Annotated in this window: 23 protein-coding genes; 10 read left to right on the forward strand and 13 right to left on the reverse strand. The window is 49.5% G+C overall.

Annotated elements, in window-relative coordinates:
* On the reverse strand, positions 1-1,347 hold a 1,347-nt coding region (locus tag AC6R0L_RS12250), incomplete at its 3' end, for an autotransporter assembly complex protein TamA (RefSeq protein WP_500629292.1).
* Positions 1,348-1,464: 117 nt separating this feature from the next.
* Between AC6R0L_RS12250 and msrA the strand changes: the two genes are divergently transcribed.
* The 8 genes from msrA to AC6R0L_RS12290 all read left to right on the forward strand — a co-directional run bounded on the left by msrA (position 1,465) and on the right by AC6R0L_RS12290 (position 7,595).
* Positions 1,465-2,085, forward strand: coding sequence for a peptide-methionine (S)-S-oxide reductase MsrA (msrA, locus tag AC6R0L_RS12255; RefSeq protein ID WP_487901809.1), 621 nt, complete (start codon positions 1,465-1,467; stop codon positions 2,083-2,085).
* Positions 2,086-2,195: 110 nt separating this feature from the next.
* On the forward strand, positions 2,196-2,747 hold the full coding sequence (locus AC6R0L_RS12260; protein ID WP_500629293.1) for a YtfJ family protein: 552 nt from the start codon (positions 2,196-2,198) through the stop codon (positions 2,745-2,747).
* A gap of 115 nt (positions 2,748-2,862) precedes the next feature.
* Entirely contained in the window at positions 2,863-3,126 is a 264-nt protein-coding gene (locus AC6R0L_RS12265) for a DUF2607 family protein (protein ID WP_500629294.1), read from the forward strand.
* Positions 3,127-3,172: 46 nt separating this feature from the next.
* The gene (gene zrgA, locus AC6R0L_RS12270) at positions 3,173-3,838 is read left to right on the forward strand and encodes a zinc uptake protein ZrgA (protein WP_500629295.1); all 666 of its coding nucleotides are present in this window, start codon (positions 3,173-3,175) and stop codon (positions 3,836-3,838) included.
* Between the two features lie 72 nt (positions 3,839-3,910).
* The gene (locus tag AC6R0L_RS12275) at positions 3,911-4,618 is read left to right on the forward strand and encodes an ABC transporter ATP-binding protein (RefSeq protein ID WP_500629296.1); all 708 of its coding nucleotides are present in this window, start codon (positions 3,911-3,913) and stop codon (positions 4,616-4,618) included.
* Complete coding sequence (locus tag AC6R0L_RS12280; RefSeq protein ID WP_500629297.1) at positions 4,615-5,874, forward strand: ABC transporter permease; 1,260 nt, start codon at positions 4,615-4,617, stop codon at positions 5,872-5,874. The genes AC6R0L_RS12275 and AC6R0L_RS12280 overlap by 4 nt, the downstream gene beginning before the upstream one ends.
* A gap of 26 nt (positions 5,875-5,900) precedes the next feature.
* On the forward strand, positions 5,901-6,380 hold the full coding sequence (locus AC6R0L_RS12285; protein ID WP_500629304.1) for a DUF3299 domain-containing protein: 480 nt from the start codon (positions 5,901-5,903) through the stop codon (positions 6,378-6,380).
* Positions 6,381-6,695: 315 nt separating this feature from the next.
* Positions 6,696-7,595, forward strand: coding sequence for a TIGR03899 family protein (locus AC6R0L_RS12290; RefSeq protein ID WP_334554998.1), 900 nt, complete (start codon positions 6,696-6,698; stop codon positions 7,593-7,595).
* A gap of 83 nt (positions 7,596-7,678) precedes the next feature.
* Here AC6R0L_RS12290 and pgi read toward each other — a convergent pair whose 3' ends face one another.
* Complete coding sequence (gene pgi, locus AC6R0L_RS12295) at positions 7,679-9,331, reverse strand: glucose-6-phosphate isomerase (RefSeq protein WP_334554997.1); 1,653 nt, start codon at positions 9,329-9,331, stop codon at positions 7,679-7,681.
* Positions 9,332-9,620: 289 nt separating this feature from the next.
* Between pgi and AC6R0L_RS12300 the strand changes: the two genes are divergently transcribed.
* Positions 9,621-10,040 (forward strand): secondary thiamine-phosphate synthase enzyme YjbQ, encoded by a 420-nt coding sequence (locus AC6R0L_RS12300; protein WP_500629299.1) that lies wholly within the window; start codon positions 9,621-9,623, stop codon positions 10,038-10,040.
* 15 nt (positions 10,041-10,055) lie between these two features.
* On the opposite strand, the gene AC6R0L_RS12305 is transcribed toward AC6R0L_RS12300, so the two are convergent.
* From AC6R0L_RS12305 to AC6R0L_RS12315, 3 genes are read right to left on the reverse strand one after another with little or no spacing between them, the layout of a single operon-like run.
* Complete coding sequence (locus AC6R0L_RS12305) at positions 10,056-11,234, reverse strand: BamA/TamA family outer membrane protein (protein ID WP_500629300.1); 1,179 nt, start codon at positions 11,232-11,234, stop codon at positions 10,056-10,058.
* On the reverse strand, positions 11,227-12,321 hold the full coding sequence (alr, locus tag AC6R0L_RS12310; RefSeq protein ID WP_500629305.1) for an alanine racemase: 1,095 nt from the start codon (positions 12,319-12,321) through the stop codon (positions 11,227-11,229). Before alr ends, AC6R0L_RS12305 begins: the two co-directional genes overlap by 8 nt.
* 12 nt (positions 12,322-12,333) lie before the next feature.
* A complete protein-coding gene (locus tag AC6R0L_RS12315; RefSeq protein WP_500629301.1) occupies positions 12,334-13,746 on the reverse strand; it encodes a replicative DNA helicase in 1,413 nt (470 codons plus the stop codon).
* 173 nt (positions 13,747-13,919) lie between these two features.
* On the opposite strand from AC6R0L_RS12315, the gene AC6R0L_RS12320 reads away from it, so the two are divergent.
* A complete protein-coding gene (locus AC6R0L_RS12320) occupies positions 13,920-14,684 on the forward strand; it encodes a DUF481 domain-containing protein (protein WP_487901817.1) in 765 nt (254 codons plus the stop codon).
* An 84-nt stretch (positions 14,685-14,768) separates the two neighbouring features.
* Here the strand turns inward: AC6R0L_RS12320 and rplI are convergent, their stop codons facing one another.
* The 8 genes from rplI to fusA all read right to left on the reverse strand — a co-directional run bounded on the left by rplI (position 14,769) and on the right by fusA (position 20,952).
* A complete protein-coding gene (rplI, locus tag AC6R0L_RS12325) occupies positions 14,769-15,221 on the reverse strand; it encodes a 50S ribosomal protein L9 (RefSeq protein ID WP_487901818.1) in 453 nt (150 codons plus the stop codon).
* A 32-nt stretch (positions 15,222-15,253) separates the two neighbouring features.
* Positions 15,254-15,481, reverse strand: a complete 228-nt coding sequence (gene rpsR / locus AC6R0L_RS12330) for a 30S ribosomal protein S18 (RefSeq protein WP_000090472.1) — start codon at positions 15,479-15,481, stop codon at positions 15,254-15,256.
* Positions 15,482-15,497: 16 nt separating this feature from the next.
* Positions 15,498-15,800: a primosomal replication protein N gene (priB, locus tag AC6R0L_RS12335; RefSeq protein ID WP_500629302.1), complete on the reverse strand. Its 303-nt coding sequence runs from the start codon at positions 15,798-15,800 to the stop codon at positions 15,498-15,500.
* An 8-nt stretch (positions 15,801-15,808) separates the two neighbouring features.
* Positions 15,809-16,189, reverse strand: coding sequence for a 30S ribosomal protein S6 (gene rpsF, locus AC6R0L_RS12340; protein WP_004747103.1), 381 nt, complete (start codon positions 16,187-16,189; stop codon positions 15,809-15,811).
* A gap of 230 nt (positions 16,190-16,419) precedes the next feature.
* Positions 16,420-16,896: a bacterioferritin gene (gene bfr / locus AC6R0L_RS12345; RefSeq protein ID WP_500629303.1), complete on the reverse strand. Its 477-nt coding sequence runs from the start codon at positions 16,894-16,896 to the stop codon at positions 16,420-16,422.
* 85 nt (positions 16,897-16,981) lie between these two features.
* Positions 16,982-17,170, reverse strand: a complete 189-nt coding sequence (locus AC6R0L_RS12350; RefSeq protein ID WP_334554990.1) for a (2Fe-2S)-binding protein — start codon at positions 17,168-17,170, stop codon at positions 16,982-16,984.
* Between the two features lie 342 nt (positions 17,171-17,512).
* Positions 17,513-18,697, reverse strand: a complete 1,185-nt coding sequence (gene tuf / locus AC6R0L_RS12355; protein ID WP_500625637.1) for an elongation factor Tu — start codon at positions 18,695-18,697, stop codon at positions 17,513-17,515.
* A gap of 155 nt (positions 18,698-18,852) precedes the next feature.
* The gene (fusA, locus tag AC6R0L_RS12360; RefSeq protein WP_487903602.1) at positions 18,853-20,952 is read right to left on the reverse strand and encodes an elongation factor G; all 2,100 of its coding nucleotides are present in this window, start codon (positions 20,950-20,952) and stop codon (positions 18,853-18,855) included.
* Positions 20,953-21,104: the final 152 nt, after the last annotated feature.

The raw sequence follows: 21,104 nt of genomic DNA on the forward strand, positions 1-21,104 counted from the left end.
GTTCGCCCCGCCATCGACACGTAAAATGCCGCGATGGTTCTGACCAATGCCACGAATCCAGGTGGTGCCGCCCATAATGCGCGTCACACGCGTTTCGGAAATCACGCTCGGGTCGCCATACTCTATGGTGACGCTTTGTCTGTCCCCCCACATCGGCATAGTGCCGCCACGAACACGACTGCGTGAGAAGGAGATACCCGGTAGAAGGAAGTGTCCGGTATCGTCTTGCAAGCCTTGCTCGTAACTTTCGAGCAAATAGCGAACATACACGGTTCGGTGCCAGCCGCTGTCAAGCACCCAATGGCGTTCAACAGATAAGTTGGACTCGAGACTTTGCGTGTCCCGCTGGTCGAGGTTTTTCATCCCATACTGAATGCGGTAGTACTCATTGAGCGCGTCTTGCAGCGGTATTTTATAGCCTGCGGTGATGGTCTGCTCTGGAATCGACAAAGAGAAACTGCTGTCAAAGCTGTGGCCCTTATCGTTCACCCAAGGCTTTTTCCATTTGAGCGTGCCACGCACGCCCACATCGGTCGAGTAGCCAATACCCGTCTCGATTTGATTGCGCGCTTGTGGGGCGAGTGACACTTTCATCGGCAGCTCACGAGTTTGACCTAGGTAACTCAGATCAGGCTCGACAAACACCGATGAAAACCAATCGGTATTGGAGAGATTTTGGTTGTATTCCCCCACTTTGGAGACCAAATAGGGCTCGCCCTCTTCATAGGGGGATAAGGACGCCACACGGTCCTCGCGGATTTGACTGCCGTTAATGGTATTTCGACCAAACGCATAGCGCATGCCACTATCATAGTAGAGGCGGATAAAGGCTTGATTCAACTCAGGCGCAATCTCTAGGCGGCTGACTTGATAATCGCCTTCAAAGTAGCCTTTGCGCAGAGCTAAATTGCGAATCCCAGATTTCAGCGCGTCGTATTGGCTGTGATTGAGCCTAGCACCTTCGACCAAACCGCTTTGGGCAATCAAGGCACTGAAGTCGGCATCATTGGCCGCTTCACCGGCGATTTGGATATCAACTTTCTCAATCAAGATTGGCTCGCCGGGCTGCACCGTAACGCTCAGCTCTGTGCTCTCTTTTCCGACTTGAAACGTAAACTCTGGGTGATAATAACCAAGCGCATTCAACGCTTCGGTGATGGTGCGCTCGAGACGAGCTTGAAAACGAAGACCGGTACTGTATTCCTTTTCGGGGATCGAGGATAAATACGCCTCGACGTTATCTTCTAACTCGCCGTCCAAACCAAGAATCGACAAAGAGACCTCTTGCGCGAGTGCCCCTGTAGAGAGAAAGAGCGTTAACAGTGCTGGTAAAGAGGTTCTTATCATGCTTAATTAGGTACCCAAACGTAATGACCAAAATAATAGCGCCAGTGAATTCATAAGTCTGTACGAAAACAGCAGATGAGCGGCTCTATTTTCAAATAACTGACAAAGGACAATTCAATGGCAGGCAAACAGACCATGATCGACCCCAATCTTGCCCTACCCGGTCGAGAAACACCAATGGTCATCAACCCCACTCACTTCGTCAATCAATCCAATATGACCGCGCCAGCGCCGCAAGGTTGCGAGGAAGTCTTGATCGGCATGGGATGTTTCTGGGGCGCCGAACGCCTGTTTTGGCAACTTGATGGCGTGATCACCACCTCGGTCGGCTACTCCGGTGGTTTTACTCCCAACCCCACTTACGATGAAGTGTGTACCGGCAACACTGGCCACACTGAAGTGGTACGCGTAGTGTTTGATCCCAGTCGCTTAAGCTTTGACGCCTTATTGGAGAAATTCTGGGAGCGTCACGACCCGACTCAAGGCATGCGTCAAGGCAATGATATCGGCACTCAGTATCGCTCGGCACTCTACCTATTTAGCGATGAACAATACCAAACCGCCATCGCCTCAAAAGCGCGCTACGAAGCATTGCTCGGCGATCAGTTTGGCACCATTACCACCGACATTTTACCCGCGGGTGCCTACTATCTCGCCGAGGAGTACCACCAGCAATATTTAGCCAAAAACCCAGATGGCTATTGTGGATTAGGTGGAACGGGCGTCTGCTTTATCTAAGCGTCGAATTTTGCCTCATTCACATTTTCAAGGGTAGGAATAAGGACAATTCCTACCCTTTGTCTATTTAGGGTATATACTTTTTCCGCAACCATAAAAGGAAGAACATAATGAAAAACAAAACCCTACTCGCTCTCATGCTGGCTTGCTCTCCAGCGCTCTCCTTTGCACACAACCTGACGGTTGGCCAAGCCGTACCCGCGGTGGACGTCAGCAGTCACGGTGAAATTTTGCTTGATGGTGACCAAACCCGCTTTGCCCCTTGGTCATCGGCTGACCTGGTGGGCAAGGTCAGAGTGATCCAAGCGATCGCGGGTCGTAGCAGCGCCAAAGAGATGAACGCGCCACTGATGGCGGCCATTACGGCGGCAAAATTTCCAGAGGATCAGTATCAAACGACCTCAATCATCAACCAAGATGATGCGATTTGGGGGACGGGCTCTTTCGTCAAATCCTCGGCTGAAGACAGCAAGCAATCCTTTCCTTGGTCTTCCATGGTGTTAGATGAAAAAGGGGCAGTGGCCAACGCATGGGCACTGGCAGAGAAATCGTCGGCGATCATAGTGCAAGACAAGCAAGGCCAAGTGCTGTTTGTCAAAGAAGGCACTCTCTCTGAGACTGAGATTGAGACGGTACTCAATCTTGTGCGTGACAATCTGTAATACAGTTTCGATTGTTCGGCTGACAGGAGTTGTTATATTATAACAGCTCCTGTTTGCTTTTGATGATGTGCCGATAATGCGATTGTTCTTCTCGACGCCACACCGAACTCTGATCGTGTTCACCACGATCTTGCTGACCTTATGGCTCAGCTTCGCGTCTGTGGAACACGCCTTAGATCATCACCCTGATCACCACGCCCATCATCAATGCGAGCTGTTTCTCGCTTTGCATCACGGCATCATGGCCGCGCTGCTTATCGTTGCCCTATTCCCCAGCCGCTTTTCGGTATTGACGGCGCAGCCTCGTTACTCTCGTCAACTCGGCACCTTTGCGTACCTAGCTCGCTCGCCACCCACCTTAGGTTCATGCACCTTTTAACGCCCGATGTTGGGCAAACCTTTAATGAATCATCACAGGAATTAACATGAACACATTCACACCAATCGCACTGGGTATGACGCTTGCTTTCTCAACCACCACCTTTGCCGAAGAGACATTTCGTCAGCACGATGCCCACGTCCATGGTCAAGTGGAGTTTAACATTGCCCAAGATGGCAAAGAGCTTTTGATCGAAATCACCGCTCCCGGTGCCGATGTCGTCGGTTTTGAACACGCACCCAACACCGATGAGCAAAAAGAGACGCTAAGCCGCGCCGTCACCACACTCAACGATGCAAGCACCATTTTCACGCTGGCCTCACAGGCCAACTGTCGCCTTGAGCATCGCTCTGTCTCTCATACGCTCGGTGAAGAGGGGCACGATGACCACGATCATGATTCACACGATCATGACTCACACGACCACGACAGCCATGACCATGATAAGCACGATCATGACTCACACGACCACGACAGCCATGACCATGATAAGCACGATCATGACTCACACGATCACGAGTCGCACGGTGGTCACGGTGAATTCACCATCGAGTACCACTATGAGTGTGAAAGCATTCAAGCGCTTAACAGCATCGACACACAATGGTTTAACCACTTCCCATCAACGGAAGCGATCAGCGTGAACCTATTGACCGATCAAACGCAAGCCGCATTGAAACTCGGGCAAGGTCAAACTCGTATTGCATTTTAATCGTTGATGTTTAAGCATTAACCCTCATTCGCGGCCCAACTGTTGGGCCGCCTTCAAGCTCAAGGACTCTTCATGGCGACAAAAGAAGCGCATCCCGTTGTCGAGTTAAACCAAGTAAATTACACCTGGCCTGGCAACAGTGAGCCAACATTAGTCATCCCGTCGTTAACCGTGAATCGCGGCGAACATCTGTTTATCAAAGGCCCAAGTGGCTGCGGGAAATCAACTCTGCTTGGCTTACTCACTGGCATCAATAGCACCTCAAATGGTCAAGTTCGAGTGCTTGGCCATGATCTGTCTGCCCTTTCAGGCAGTGCTCGTGACCGTTTTCGCGCCGACCAAATAGGCTACATCTTCCAGCAGTTCAATTTGCTGCCCTATTTGAGCGTATTGGAAAATGTCATGCTGCCGTGCCAGTTTTCAGCGCTAAGACGCAGCCAAGTAACCCCATCATTGCAAGAGAACGCCAAACAGCTATTGGATAAATTACGTCTGCCACAGGCACTGATCAATAAACCTGTGGTTGAACTGAGCATTGGTCAGCAGCAACGCGTCGCGGCCGCTAGAGCCTTGATCGGTCAGCCACAAATCATTATCGCTGATGAGCCGACCTCTGCGCTCGATTACAACAACCGCAGCGCTTTTATTGAGCTGTTGCTTGAGCAAGTCAACCAAGCCAACTCTACCCTGCTGTTTGTGAGTCATGACCCGACCTTAGAAGCGCAATTTGATCGCACGCTCGACTTACAACAGATCAATCAAGCAGGAGCCCAGGTATGACCCCGACTCTCAGCCTTGCGTTTAAAAGTGTACGCAACCGAAAAATGACGGCCATCTTGACCATTTTGACCGTGGCCATTTCCGTCGTGCTGCTACTGGGTGTCGAGCGGATTCGAACACAAGCCAAATCCAGCTTTGCCAATACCATTTCAGGCACAGATTTGATTGTTGGTGGACGCTCTGGGCAGGTCAATCTGCTGCTCTACTCCGTGTTTCGCATTGGCAACGCGACCAATAATATCGATTGGCAAAGTTACCAAGAATTTAGCCAACATCGCGCGGTCGATTGGGCCATTCCTATCTCGCTAGGTGACTCGCACCGAGGTTTTCGCGTGATGGGCACCAACCACAGCTATTTTGAACACTATCGATACGGACAAAAGCAGCCGCTGGTCATCAAGCAAGGGCGCGAGTTTGAATCCTTACTGGAAGCCGTGATTGGCGCCGATGTGGCCAAAGAGCTTGGCTATAAAGTTGGTGAAGAGATCATCATTGCGCATGGCATCAGTGACGTAGCGTTTAACCGTCATGAGAATGCCCCTTTTACTATCGTCGGTATTTTAGCGCCTACTGGCACACCCGTAGACAAAACGGTGCATGTCTCGCTAGAGGCGATTGAAGCCATTCATGTGGGATGGGAAAGCGGCGCCAATATGGGCAACAACCCAGACGCGGATCAGTTGGCCAGCATGGACTTCCAGCCGAAACAAATCACCGCGATGCTGATCGGGCTAAAATCTAAAATTCAGACCTTCAGCTTGCAGCGTGCCATCAACACCTACACGAAAGAACCACTCAGCGCGATCATGCCGGGGATCGCTCTGCATGAGTTGTGGAGCATGATGTCAGTCGCCGAGCAAGCGCTGATGGCCGTCTCTGGCTTTGTGGTGGTCGCCGGGTTATTGGGGATGCTGTCGAGCCTGTTAACCAGCCTACAAGAGCGCCGCCGAGAGATGGCGATTCTCCGCGCGATGGGCGCAAGACCGCGCCATGTCTTTAGTTTGCTGATTTTAGAAGCCAGTACGCTGACCTTCATCGGCATCTTAACCGGCACCGCTTTCTTGTATCTCGCGCTCGCCATTGCCGCGCCGATTATCCAACAAAGCTATGGCATCAACCTACAAATGCAGATATTGTCCCAGTATGAACTGATGCTACTTGGTGCTGTTCAACTGGCGGGAACCGTCATTGGCTTTATTCCCGCGTTGCGCGCCTACAGGCAATCTCTCAGTGATGGAATGACAATTAGAGTGTAATTATGACCAAAATCGTTTCTATATTTATGCTGGCAATGAGCATGGTAATGACCAGCTTTTTCAGCCACGCCTCGAAGCCATTAACCTTAGAGTGGATCGATCTCGTACCAGAGAATGAACGCAACCAGTTTGACTCATTCGGCATGCCGGATCCAAACGTAGACCACTCAGGTGGCACGATGGAGCAATCAAAGATTGGTGGCGTGCGCCAAGATCTTAACGGCAGCACAGTGCGAATCCCTGGCTTTGTCATTCCTTTAGAAGGGGATGCAGAGAAGGTCACCGAATTCTTGCTTGTGCCTTACTTTGGTGCCTGTATTCACGTACCGCCACCGCCACCAAACCAGATCATTTACGTGAAGTTCCCTCAAGGGGCGCCAGTGCAACAGCTGTGGGACGTGATTTATGTGGTGGGTACGCTCAAGACAGAAACCATGAGTCATGAGCTGGCCGAAACGGGTTACCTGATTGAAGGCACCGCGATTACTGAGTACGACGATCAGTAACCCCTCGAATCCATTAACAATAAAGCAACCTGTTAAACGCCCAGCTTAGGTCAGATATCGAGAGAGGTACGCTAGGATCCCGAGATAAGTCAGGAGTAAAAAGGCGATTAGCAGGTGCTTTTTCAGTTTTTCATCACTTGAAAACTTCATAAAGCCCTCCAAAACAATAGCAACAATTTTAACAACTTATTATCATTCGTGATAGTGATATTTTTATAATCTTATTAGGATAAGCATCACACTCTATGGCGGGTAGCATCCGGCATCGGCGTGCAATATGATTTAATAACGATATGACTGCTAAGGAATATCATCATGTCTGAGCCAAATAAGCCGGTTGTGATTGAGCACGACGCCACCCACACCCATAAGCAAGAAAAAAAATCCAGCTACGTCAAAGACAGCGCCAGCCGTATTCTCACCATCGCCCAGCAATATGGGTTGGATGCCATGCTGCAAGCGCAAACGCCGGAAAAAACGGCGCTCGAACGCGCTTTGGTGCGCGAGCGTAAACGCAAAGAGCTCAGACAGAAAAACCTTGAGCAAATCCTAAAGCTTGCTCACACCTCATGTAAGAATGAAACCGCAGGCGACCCTGACCAAGATTGGTTGTATCGATTCTTCGATATGGCGCAAGAGGTGCACAACAGCGCCATGCAACGTTTGTGGGCTCAGGTGCTGAAGCGTGAAGTCACCAACCCTGGCTCCACGTCGATGAAAGCCCTAAAAGTGCTGCAAGATATGACGCCTAAAGAGGCGCAGATCTTACAACGCGCATCCTCACTGGCGTGCAGTTTTGGCGGAGACAACAGCCGCAAGCTCTTGATCGGTTACCGCGCCCAAGGGGGCATTTTTAGTTTTGGCAAGCGAAATACCACCAACAACATCAATGTCGGCAACTTCCAACTCCCCTATTCGAGTTTATTGGTGTTGTTTGAACTGGGGCTGATGCACTCAGCAGAGCTCGAATCGGGCGAGATTGAGCTCGACTCACCACTGGCGTTGACCTACCAAGGAAAACAACTCTTGTTGCAAGCGCACAGCAAAGGCGTGAGACTGCTCTACTACCGTTTTAGTCCTACCGGCAACGAGCTGTGCAAACTGCTAGGGAATAAGCCCAACACCCAGTATTACGATCAGCTGTTGGCGCTCCTCAATCAGAAATTTAGCGCCAATACCGACGCGTCAAGCTCCTCCATTCACCACACGGTGTAATGTCAGATAAAGCAAAATCAGACGATAAAAAAACGCCAGCGACATCGCTGGCGTTTTCATACTTGGCGGTCAACAGCCGATCATTACGCTTTCAGTGCTTTGAACGCGTTGATCAAGCCATTGGTCGAGCTATCGTGAGAGCTCACTGGCGCGTCATCGCCTAGCTCAGGTAGGATCTGGTTCGCCAACTGTTTACCGAGCTCCACACCCCATTGGTCGAAGCTGAAGATGTTCCAAATCACGCCTTGAACAAAGATCTTGTGCTCGTACATCGCAATCAATTGGCCCAATGTGCGTGGAGTGATCTGCTTAACTAAGATGGAGTTCGTTGGGCGGTTACCTTCAAACACTTTGAATGGCACCAGTGCTTCCACTTCCTGCTCCGTTTTGCCTGCCGCCAAGAACTCCGCTTTCACTGTCTCTGCAGATTTACCAAACGCAAGTGCTTCAGTCTGAGCAAAGAAGTTCGACATCAATTTCTGATGGTGATCGCCGGTTGGGTTGTGGCTCAACGCTGGCGCGATGAAATCCGATGGGATCAACTTAGTGCCTTGGTGAATCAACTGGTAGAACGCGTGCTGACCATTGGTTCCTGGCTCACCCCAAATGATAGGGCCCGTTTGGTAAGTCACAGCATCACCGTTGCGATCGACAAACTTACCGTTGGATTCCATGTTACCTTGCTGGAAGTAAGCTGCGAAGCGGTGCATATACTGATCGTATGGCAAAATAGCTTCCGACTCTGCGCCATGGAAGTTGTTGTACCAAATACCGATCAACGCCATGATCACTGGAATGTTGCTCTCAAGCTCTGTCGACTTGAAGTGGTTGTCCATCTCATGAGCACCGGTCAGTAGCTCGATGAAGTTGTCGTAGCCGACACCCAATACAATCGACAAACCGATCGCAGACCACAGTGAGTAACGACCGCCGACCCAATCCCAGAACTCAAACATGTTGTCAGTATCAATACCGAACTCAGACACCGCGCTAGCGTTAGTCGACAAGGCCGCAAAGTGCTTAGCTACGTGCGCTTCATCACCCGCTGATGCTAAGAACCAATCACGAGCAGAGTGCGCATTGGTCATGGTTTCTTGCGTGGTGAAGGTTTTCGATGCCACAAGGAAGAGTGTGGTTTCTGGGTTTACTTTCTTCAACGTTTCAGCGATGTGGGTGCCATCAACGTTAGAGACAAAGTGCATGTTGAGGTGTGTTTTGTACGGCGCGAGCGCTTCAGTCACCATGTATGGGCCTAGGTCAGAGCCGCCGATACCAATGTTCACGACATCGGTGATGGCTTTGCCTGTGTAGCCTTTCCACTCACCGCCAATCACACGCTCAGAGAACGATTTCATCTTCTCTAGAACCGCGTTCACCGCTGGCATGACATCTTCACCATTGACCATAATTGGCGTGTTGCTGCGATTACGCAACGCCACGTGCAGAACGCTGCGGCCTTCGGTTTGGTTGATGGTGTCACCACTGAACATGGCCTCAATCGCGGACGCCAGATCCGTTTCTTGCGCCAAAGCAAACAGGTGCTTTAACGTCTCTTCATTGATGAGGTTTTTTGAGTAGTCGACAAGCATATCGTCGCCAAAGCGAGTCGAAAATTTGTCAAAGCGCGCTGGGTCTTGTGCGAAGAGCGCTTTAAGATCCATATCTTGCGCGGATTCAAAATGTGCAGTGAGTGCTTTCCAAGCGGATGTCTGCGTTGGATTGATAGTTTTCAACATGGTCGTTGTCCCGATGTTACAGTCCGTTTTTATTCCATTCAGTCTAGCGAAAACTGGTGGAATCCCCGAATTTGAAAATGAAGAATAATTGTAATTTTTTTTCAGTTGCTCATTATGACCTAGGGTACCCTCACTCTCTTTGAGTTAGGTCACGTTACCCGCTTCAAAACCGAGCAACTGCGTCGTTGCACGTGGAATAATAGCATTGATTTTGGTGATGCTGCACCGTTAATCACTGCACTAACCCTAAGCAATTTTGCCAGCGGGTTTGTCTAGATAAGGAGTCTTTATGTGGTCTCAGGCCCAAGTACAATTGCGCGCGAAACCGCGCGGGTTTCATCTCATTACCGATGAAATTGAGCAACAATTGCCACAAATTCAATCGATTTCTGTCGGTTTATTACAGCTGTTCATCCAACATACGTCCGCAAGTCTTACCCTCAATGAGAACGCCGATCCTACCGTGCGCAGCGATATGGAAGCGCACTTTAATCACTTTGTGCCACAAAACGCGCCTTACTACCGTCATACTTATGAAGGTGATGATGATATGCCCGCGCACATTAAAGCGTCGATTCTCGGCGCCAGTGTCATGATTCCGATTCGACAAGGTCGATTAGCACTGGGCACATGGCAGGGGATTTATCTGGGTGAACACCGAGACAACGGTGGGAAACGAACCATTATGGCCACCCTACAAGGAGAGTAGAGCCCATCGGTGTGATTAGAACGGCTGATTGATCATCACGCGAAACGTGCCTTCTTCCGCTCCTTTCGCGATTTCGGCGCGAACGACTACGCCTTCGACCTGAAGCCTCACTGCTCCGCCAAGGTTCCACTGCATATCTGAGTGAAGTGTGGCTAAATCAAACTCATCAGCCACACGACCGGCTTCGGCAAACAGTACCCACTGCCACCAAGGCAGATCGTAATAATTAAGAACGGGCACACTCTCTAGCGGCTGCCAATCGGGTAAGACACGATACTCCATCGAGTAGTGCAGCGCCGAGCGACCGTGATACCGCCCTGCGGTAAAGCCTCGTAGGCGATATAAACCGCCGAGTCGCGCCTGAAGTTGCTCTGGCGGTCTCGCACAACCCTCACAGGCATCCCAGGTCGGCGTGTCTGCGACATAGACATCAAACGCCAGCACTTGCTGATCAAACCAACTGCCCAAAGGCCCAAGAGCAACATACTGGCTGCTCTGCGCTTCCCACTTTATCCAGCTATCGCTAAGGCGCTGCTCTGTGCCCATGCTGACCGTGAACGCCGAGTGAGAGCCTTTGGTTGGGTTGCGGACACTGTCTCTATTATCCCAATCTAGGCTTACCTCAACGCCAGTGGCTTTCTCTGCCTGAGTGTAGACATCAAGTTGACGCTCTGAGTAAAACGGCGTCACGCTGATGGAAGTGACGCCAGAGTCGTAAGGTGAGGCGGTGCTGACCGGACGTGACGGCGCAAACACACCACTCATGCCATGCTGTGAAACCAACCCCCAAGGGAGCAAATATTTAAACTCGAATTGGTAGTTCTGCTCATCACCGTTGGTGATGGTGCTGCCCCCCGTAGGCGACGCATTGCTCCCCTGTTCTCCAAGGTAATAAGGGTTGTCATTAAAGCGCGCTTGGTACATCTGCGTACTAACCAGCCAATGGGGGGAGAGTGCGTAATTGAACGCCGCAACATAACCAAGATAACTGGCTTTATCAGAGTACAACCCCATGCCAAAGAGCACGGTTTGCGGTTGCCCTACGCCTTTCGCCACCCCAGCAACACCTAAGGTGTTGCCGAGCGTTTCGGTACTAAAATAAAAGGGCAAAAACGCAGAATCTTTCTCGCCGCTGTGGCAGAAGGTAGCGATAAAAAAGCTGGCCACTAGGGCCAGCATTCGCAGTTTATTCATAGCTTTGCAGAGACTTTTGGTAATCCATCTCAACGCGCGAAGTGAGCTTAGTCACCAGTTCATAAGCAATAGTGCCAATGTGGGACGCCACCTCTTCGGAGGGTAAATCTTGCCCCCAAAGAATCGCTTCATCACCCACTTTGTCTTGTGCGTCACCGCCAAGATCGACCGTCAGCATATCCATCGACACTCTACCGACAATCGGCACTCTGCGACCATTGACCAGCACAGGGGTGCCATTGGGCGCGGTTCTTGGGTAGCCATCGCCGTAACCAATCGCAATCACGCCGACTTTGGTGTCTTGCGCACAAGTCCATGTGCCGCCGTAGCCGACCTTTTCCCCTTGCTTCACATCTCGAACCGCAATGAGGTGGGATTTTAACGTCATCACTGGCTTATAGCCGAGATCCGCCGCGCTTTGATCATTAAATGGCGACACGCCATACATGATGATGCCGGGTCTCACCCACTCTAACTGACTCTCTGGCCAAGCCAGTAAACCCGCAGACGCGGCGAGAGAACGCTCACCTTCACAACCTTGCGTCAAAGAGAGAAACAGCTCGGTTTGCTCTTGCGTGGTGCTGCTTTCCAGCTCATCAGCGCAGCCAAAATGACTCATGTAACGCAGCGGCTTCGCCACATTCGGGCAGCGCTTCAAACGGGCAACAAACCTTTCGTATTGCTCTGGCCTGACACCTAAGCGATGCATACCGCTGTCGACTTTCAGCCAAACCACAACAGGAGTATCCAACTCGGCGTCTTCTAATGCTTGAAGCTGCTCTTCACAGTGCACCACCGTTTGGATGTTGTTGGTGACTAATACAGGTAAATCCCCTGGCGAATAAAAGCCTTCGAGAAGGAGGATAGGTTTCACCACACCACAAGCGCGAAGCCCCAGCGCCTCTTCAATGCGCGCGACGCCAAACGCGTCCGCACCTTCAGCGTGCTTGGCAACGTGACGAAGTCCATGCCCGTATCCGTTCGCTTTCACCACGGCCATGATTTTGCTGCTCGGCGCTTGGTGTTTAATGCGAGCCAAATTGTGTTTCAGCGCATCCAAATTAATCGATGCGGTTGCCGCTTTCATGTAACTCATCGATTATTCATCATCCATATCAAACGCAGGACCCGCGTAATTGTCAAAGCGCGACCATTGACCTTGGAAGGTCAGTCGCACTGAACCAATCGGACCGTTACGCTGCTTACCCAAGATAATCTCTGCGGTCCCTTTCATCGGGCTATCTGGGTTGTACACCTCGTCACGGTAGATGAACATGATCAAGTCGGCGTCCTGCTCGATAGAGCCCGATTCACGCAGATCCGAGTTCACCGGACGTTTATCGGCTCGTTGCTCCAAGGAACGGTTCAACTGAGACAGCGCCACCACAGGCACATTGAGCTCTTTAGCCAGCGCTTTCAATGAGCGAGAAATCTCTGCAATTTCCAACGTCCGGTTATCCGACATCGCAGGGACGCGCATGAGCTGAAGGTAGTCGACCATGATCATCGACAGACCGCCATGATCGCGAGCCACACGACGAGCGCGCGAGCGCACTTCCGTCGGTGTCAAACCTGAGCTGTCATCGATGTACATGTTCTTCTTCTCCATGAGAATCCCCATGGTCGATGAGATACGCGCCCAGTCTTCATCATCCAACTGACCGGTACGAATTTTCGTTTGATCAACACGCGACAACGAGGCGAGCATACGCATCATGATCTGTTCCGCGGGCATCTCAAGAGAGAAGATCAGCACGGGCTTGTCTTGCTCCATCGCAGCGGTCTCACATAAGTTCATCGCAAAGGTGGTTTTACCCATCGATGGACGCGCTGCGACAATGACCAAATCAGAGCCCTGTAGACCCGCGGTTTTCTTGTTGAGATCGGTAAAGCCCGTGTTGACACCAGTCACGCCGTCTTGCGGCGTTTTGTACAACAGTTCGATACGTTCGAGGGTTTTTTCCAGAATGTTGTCGACGTTCTGCGGACCTTCATTCTCATTGGTGCGCGACTCGGCAATGGCAAATACTTTACTCTCAGCCAAGTCGAGCAGATCTTCTGAGCTGCGTCCTTGTGGATCGTAGCCGGCATCGGCAATCTCATTGGCAACACCGATCAGATCGCGAACCAGTGCGCGCTCAGCCACAATGTCTGCGTACGCATTGATGTTCGCCGCACTCGGGGTGTTTTTGACTAAGTCCGCCAGATAAGCAAAGCCGCCTACTTCATCAAGCTGTTCGCGCTGCTCTAAAAATTCTGACAAGGTGATGAGATCAAGCGGCTTGTTGGCTTCCAAAATGGCTTGAACCGCTTGAAACACTAAACGGTGAGGTCGACTGTAGAAATCTTTGGCGACCACACGCTCAGAGACAGTATCCCAACGCTCGTTATCCAAAAGCAAGCCACCAATGACCGACTGCTCGGCTTCTAATGAGTGCGGTGGGACTTTGATGGCATCGACTTGGGCGTCTCGTGGTTTAAGGTTCCGATTCTCTACTCTGCTCTGGGCCATGATTTCACTCAACAACTTGTTCCTGACCGGACATTATAACGAGAATCATCGCTATGTCTCCCGTTTCAAGCGAGGAACAACGATCCGATTTGAGTTTTGACTCCGCCCTGACCAAGTCAATACAAAGCCTGTTTATTATTGCGCCCTGTTATTTTTCGACCGAGAGGTACTGAGTGTCAAAACTTTGGTTATTGTGCGTGGGGTTAATAGGCTCGTCCTTGGCCTACGCAGATAGTACGGATCAAAGTGAAATGGATATCCAAGTACCTTCCCCCTGGGATACAGAGGTCGAATTCGGCTATCAAGCACATAAGGGCAACTCCGACTCCGAATCGCTCAACTCTCGTTTAAGTGCCGAGTACATTAAAGGTCGCTACCGTACCAGCGGAGAGTGGAAATACTACCTGCTCTACAAAGATGGGACAGAAGACAAGCGGCAGTCCACCTACACTATGCAAGGTGACTATAAACTTGGGCCCAAGACCTACCTCTATTCGAGTTATAAAGGGGTCAACTCAAAGTACACCGCGTACTACAAAGATCACACGCTTTCGGGAGGGCTCGGTTATCAGTTATCAAACACGGATGACTTCTTGCTTGAAGTCGAAGTCGGTCCGGGTTATCGCTACCAAGAACCCAACCTTGATGAAATTGATGATGACGATATCATCTTTCCCAACATTGTGAGGGAAGCGATTTTTCGTGGCAACATCAACAGCAGTTGGCAAGTGCTTGAAAGCCTACGTCTCTCCGCGGACGTGACTTGGGTTAGCGGCCACAGTAACACCCGAACCGATACCGACATCAGTGTCACCAACAACATCACTGAGGATATTGCGCTTAAACTCACTCACAATCGCCAATATCACGATAAGGTTCCAGAAGGGCTAAGCAAAGCTGATAGTATGTTTTCGGTCAACTTGCTGTTTGTGTTCTAAATGAAAGAAGAACCCTGAGCAAAATAGCAGACATAAAAAAACACCAGCCGAGGCTGGTGTTTTGCTATTCGTCTTAAGACTGAATTACTCAGCTGGTACAACTTGTAGGTTGATAGCAGCAAATACTTCAGAGTGAAGTTGGATGCTGATTTCAAACTCACCAGTAGTACGTAGAGCACCTTCAGGAAGGCGAACTTCGCTCTTAGCTACTTCAACGCCAGCTGCAGTGATTGCATCAGCGATGTCACGAGTACCGATAGAACCGAATAGTTTACCTTCGTCACCAGCTTTAGAAGCAATAACGACCGCTTCTAGTGCGTTCACTTTCTCAGCGCGAGCTTCTGCAGCAGCAAGTTGCTCAGCAACTTTTGCTTCTAGCTCAGCGCGACGAGCTTCGAACATCTCAACGTTAGTCTTAGTTGCCATAACTGCTTTACCTTGTGGGATAAGGAAGTTACGAGCGTAGCCAGATTTAACGTTTGCAGTGTCACCAAGACCACCTAGGTTACCGATTTTATCAAGTAGAATAACTTGCATTGCTTAATCCTCTTTCTTAATAAAACGACCGATTACTGATGCTTGTCAGTGTACGGAAGTAAAGCTAGGTAGCGTGAACGCTTAATAGCGCGAGCTAGTTGACGTTGGTATTTAGCGCTTGTACCAGTGATACGGCTAGGAACGATTTTACCAGCTTCAGTGATGTAGTTTTTAAGAGTTGCTACGTCTTTGTAATCAATCTCTTGTACGCCTTCTGCAGTGAAACGGCAGAATTTACGACGACGGAAGAAACGAGCCATGGGCTATCTCCTGATCTTAAATTTGAGTAATGTTGTCGGCATGTAACACTAATTTCCCAACGCCATTTCGGCCGGTTTGATAAGCGACAAAACCACTTACCTTAATGTTACTGCCTTGTACTAAATTCTGAGTCAATGCTTGTGACCTTTGCCCACTGATCACGACCGGTAGACGACAATAGACTTGTCTCGGTAGGTCAGCTTCAATCATGGTCGAGCGATGCTCTAACCAAAACCGACAGTGTTCAATACCACTTGGGCTTTTACTTCGAATAGGAGGCTTAGCAATGGTGCCACTGAGCTCCATTCGATTGGTCATAAGTGAAATTACTCAGCCGCTGCTTCTGGCTTAGCTTCAGCACGCTCTTCGCGACGAGGAGCACGCTCTTCTTTCTGCTTAAGCATGATAGACTGCTCAGTGATAGCCGCTTTAGTACGCATGATCATGTTACGTAGAACTGCATCGTTGAAACGGAAAGCAGTTTCTAGCTCATCAATAACAGCTTGATCAGCTTCCACGTTCATTAGAACGTAGTGAGCTTTGTGAAGCTTGTTGATTGGGTAAGCCAGTTGACGGCGGCCCCAGTCTTCTAGACGGTGGATAGTACCACCAGCTTCAGTGATTGAACCAGTGTAACGCTCGATCATGCCAGCAACTTGCTCGCTTTGATCTGGGTGCACCATGAATACGATTTCGTAATGACGCATGGGTTGCTCCTTACGGATTATTCAGCTTCCACAATTGGCTCAGTCGTCCAGAGGAAGCAAGGAACTAAAGATAATTGACTGAGATTTAAGGAGCCGGAATAGTACAGAAAGAAAGCAGTTTAAGCAAGAGAAAAGATGAGTTAGGTATGACAAACTTGGCTAGGTTGCCGAGTGTGCGTTGTAGGCAACGCATACACTCAGCTTCGGTAGTGACGTTGGTGAAACGTTAGTTAATCTTCATCAACAAATTGCGCTTGGAGGTAGTTTTCGATACCGGTCATATCAATCAATCCAAGTTGCGTTTCAAGCCAATCCACGTGTTCTTCTTCATCTTCTAGGATTTCTTGGAACAGATCACGAGAGACGTAGTCTCGAATGTCTTCCGCGTATGCAATGGCGTCTTTCAAATCCGGTATGGCTATCAGCTCTAACTTCAGATCGCATTCGAGCATTTCTTTGGTGTCTTCCCCGATCATCAACTTACCCAGGTCTTGAAGATTAGGAATGCCCTCTAGAAACAAAATGCGCTCGATGAGATGGTCGGCGTGTTTCATCTCGTCGATAGACTCATGGTACTCTTTGTCTGCGAGGTGCTTTAGTCCCCAGTCCTTGTACATACGAGCATGAAGAAAGTATTGGTTGATGGCAACGAGCTCATTGCCGAGAATTTTGTTGAGATGCTGGATAATAATTGGATCGCCTTTCATGACAGAAGCCCTCCTCTTTGGCTCTTTTAACTGTAGAACCAAATGAGAAGGTGTCAAAAAAGTCGACACATTTTTAGCTAGTGGATTAGCTAGCTTGTTTAAACAGATTCACTGCCGATTCGTTGATGATCTCTTTCGCCGTGCGCACACACTTACCACATTGGGTGCCTAAGGCTGTGCATTTCTTGATTCCTTTTATATCGGTCACGCCCTCTTCAACAACTAACTTGCGGATTTTTTTATCCGAGACGCCATGACACAAACAAACGAACATAATTTTACTACCTGACCTAACGACTTCTAGATTGAATATAAAAGAGAACCATTCTTATTACCAGTCTCAAATGAGTAAAATATAGATCGATTGGTTATAAAAGAAATGAGGAAATGTGGGTCTGATTCACTTAGCAGCGAAGCATTTTCAATGCCGCCAGTAAGCTAATGATCTAGCGATAAAAATAATAGCGACATCTCTTCTCGTCGATGTTTTTCTTATAACTCATCTCATTCGCTCGCCGTCAAGAAACGAAAAAGGGAAGCCTAAGCTCCCCCTTTTTCTTGTCGCGCTTTCTTCACGAATGAAGAGAAGTGCTAGATTTCAATTAATTCGTAAGAATTAGTCGAAGATCTTAGCAACAACACCAGCACCAACTGTACGGCCACCTTCGCGGATCGCGAAACGTAGGCCTTCGTCCATCGCGATTGGTGCGATTAGCTCTACAGTCATCTTGATGTTATCGCCTGGCATTACCATTTCTACGCCTTCAGGTAGCTCGATGTTACCTGTTACGTCAGTTGTACGGAAGTAGAACTGTGGACGGTAGCCTTTGAAGAATGGAGTGTGACGACCACCTTCATCTTTAGACAGTACGTAAACTTCTGACTCGAACTTAGTGTGTGGAGTGATTGAACCAGGCTTAGCTAGTACTTGACCACGCTCAACTTCGTCACGCTTAGTACCACGTAGAAGTGCACCAACGTTCTCACCCGCACGACCTTCGTCTAGAAGCTTACGGAACATCTCAACACCAGTACATGTTGTAGTAGTAGTGTCTTTGATACCTACGATAGCAACTTCGTCACCTACGTTTAGGATACCGCGCTCGATACGACCTGTTACTACAGTACCACGACCTTGGATTGAGAATACGTCTTCGATTGGCATTAGGAACGGCATGTCTACTGCACGCTCTGGCTCTGGGATGTAGTTGTCTAGCGCTTCTGCTAGTTCAACAATTTTCGCTTCCCACTGCTCTTCGCCGTTTAGTGCGCCTAGTGCAGAACCTTGGATAACTGGTAGATCATCACCTGGGAAATCGTACTCAGATAGAAGTTCACGTACTTCCATTTCTACTAGTTCTAGTAGCTCTTCATCGTCAACCATGTCACATTTGTTCATGAATACGATGATGTAAGGAATACCAACCTGACGGCCTAGTAGGATGTGCTCACGAGTTTGTGGCATTGGGCCATCTGTCGCAGCAACAACTAGGATACCACCGTCCATCTGTGCAGCACCTGTGATCATGTTCTTAACATAATCCGCGTGTCCTGGACAGTCTACGTGTGCGTAGTGACGAGTTGGAGTGTCGTACTCTACGTGAGAAGTTGCGATTGTGATACCGCGCTCACGCTCTTCTGGAGCGTTATCGATAGATGCGAAGTCACGAGCAGCACCGCCGTAAACTTTTGCAAGAGTAGTACAGATAGCTGCAGTTAGAGTTGTTTTACCGTGGTCAACGTGGCCGATAGTACCAACGTTTACGTGCGGTTTTACACGTTCAAATTTTTCTTTAGACACGTTCGTGTTCCTTCCTAGTTATGATTCGCCACGATCAGAATTGATCGAGACGCGCCAGAAATTGCTATTTTATGCGCCAACGTCCGTCAGCGCAATATTTCGACGCCTTGATCTTTAAAAAAAGCACACACTTTTTCAATGATCAAGCCGCTTCATTAATAACCTCGCTCTGCAACAATTTTGTCTGCAAAGTTTTTCGGTACTTCAGCGTACTCATTAAACTCCATAGAGTAAGACGCACGGCCTTGAGTCGCAGAACGGAGGTCTGTAGCGTAACCAAACATCTCAGAGAGTGGCACTTGGGCACGGATAATTTTAATACCCGCAACACCATCGTCCATACCTTCGATCATACCGCGACGGCGGTTGAGGTCACCTACAACGTCACCCATCCAGTCTTCAGGAGTGGTGACTTCAACATTCATCATCGGCTCAAGAAGTACAGGTTGTGCTTCTAATGAACCCTTCTTGAATGCCATCGAGCCAGCGATCTTAAACGCCATCTCGTTAGAGTCAACATCGTGGTAAGAACCGTCGAACAAGGTCGCTTTAATATCTAGTACAGGGTAGCCTGCTAGAACACCACTGTTCATTTGCTCTTCGATACCTTTCGCTACCGAGCTGATGTATTCCTTAGGAACCACACCACCCACGATTTCGTCGACAAAGACAAAACCCGCACCCGGTTCAGAGGGCTCTAGTTTGATCCATACGTGACCATATTGACCACGACCACCAGATTGGCGAACAAACTTGCCTTCCACTTCCGCGCTGCCGCGGATCGTTTCACGGTAAGCCACCTGAGGTTTACCTACGTTGCAGTCGACGCTGAACTCACGCTTCATTCGGTCAACGATGATATCTAAGTGAAGCTCACCCATACCCGAGATCAAGGTTTGACCCGTTTCATCATCCGTTTCGACGCGGAATGAGGGATCTTCTGCAGCCAGTTTACCCAACGCAATCGCCATCTTTTCTTGATCGGCAACAGAGCGTGGCTCTACGGCAATCTGAATCACTGGAGCAGGGAATTCCATGCGCTCTAGGATCACCTTGTGGTTTGCATCACAAAGCGTATCACCCGTGGTGACATCTTTCAGGCCGATCGCAGCCGCAATGTCACCCGCGCGGATTTCTTTGATCTCTTCACGCTTGTTGGAATGCATCTGAACGATACGCCCAAAGCGCTCTTTCTTCTGCTTCACTGAGTTGTACACAGCATCGCCTGAGTTGACGACACCTGAGTAAACGCGCATGAAGGTAAGCGTGCCAACAAACGGGTCGGTGGCAATTTTAAATGCCAACGCTGAGAACGGTTCGTTATCGTCAGCATGGCGCTCAACGTCGTTTTCGTTCTCATCGATGCCTTTGATCGCAGGTACATCGATCGGTGATGGTAGGTATTCCACCACGGCATCCAGCACGGCTTGCACGCCTTTGTTCTTAAACGCACTACCACAAGTGGCCAATACGATTTCGTTATTCAGTGTACGAGTGCGAAGTGCTTGCTTGATTTCACTCTCGGTCAACTCACCTTCTTCAAGGTATTTGTCCATCAACTCTTCGCTGGCTTCCGCTGCTGATTCAACTAGGTTACTGCGCCACTCTTCAGCCAGATCAACCATATCTGCTGGAATCTCTTCATAATTGAAGGTCATACCTTGGTCAGCTTCGTTCCAGTTGATCATCTTCATCTTGATAAGATCAATCACGCCTCGGAACTCATCTTCCGCACCAACGTTAAGTTGGATAGGCACAGGATTGGCGCCCAAACGAGTCTTGATTTGCTTAACGACACGAAGGAAGTCAGCGCCTGCACGGTCCATCTTATTGACGAACACCATGCGAGGGACATGATACTTGTCTGCTTGACGCCAAACCGTTTCCGATTGCGGCTCAACACCAGATGAACCACAGAAAACGACAACGGCGCCGTCGAGTACGCGCAACGAGCGCTCTACTTCGATGGTAAAATCAACGTGTCCAGGAGTATCAATGATGTTAATGCGGTGATCTTGGAATTGCGCTTCCATACCACGCCAGAAAGTGGTCGTGGCAGCGGAGGTGATAGTGATACCACGCTCTTGCTCCTGCTCCATCCAGTCCATGGTAGCAGCGCCATCGTGAACCTCACCAATCTTATGAGAAAGACCAGTGTAGAATAGAATACGTTCACTTGTGGTGGTTTTACCTGCGTCTACGTGAGCGACGATACCAATATTACGGTAGCGCTCAATCGGTGTTTTACGAGCCACGATAGAATCCTCTTCAATTGGGATATAGGGACTATTGCTATGTCGAAACGACAGAACGAAGAATGCTCGAGTTGAGCGTGGGCGTCTTCAGTTAACGATGTCGCGCTTTAGATGAGCGATTTTCTGTGTTTCAGATATAGCAATAGTTCCTA

This window comes from Vibrio sp. R15-SG3-ISO1A, assembly GCF_059833955.1.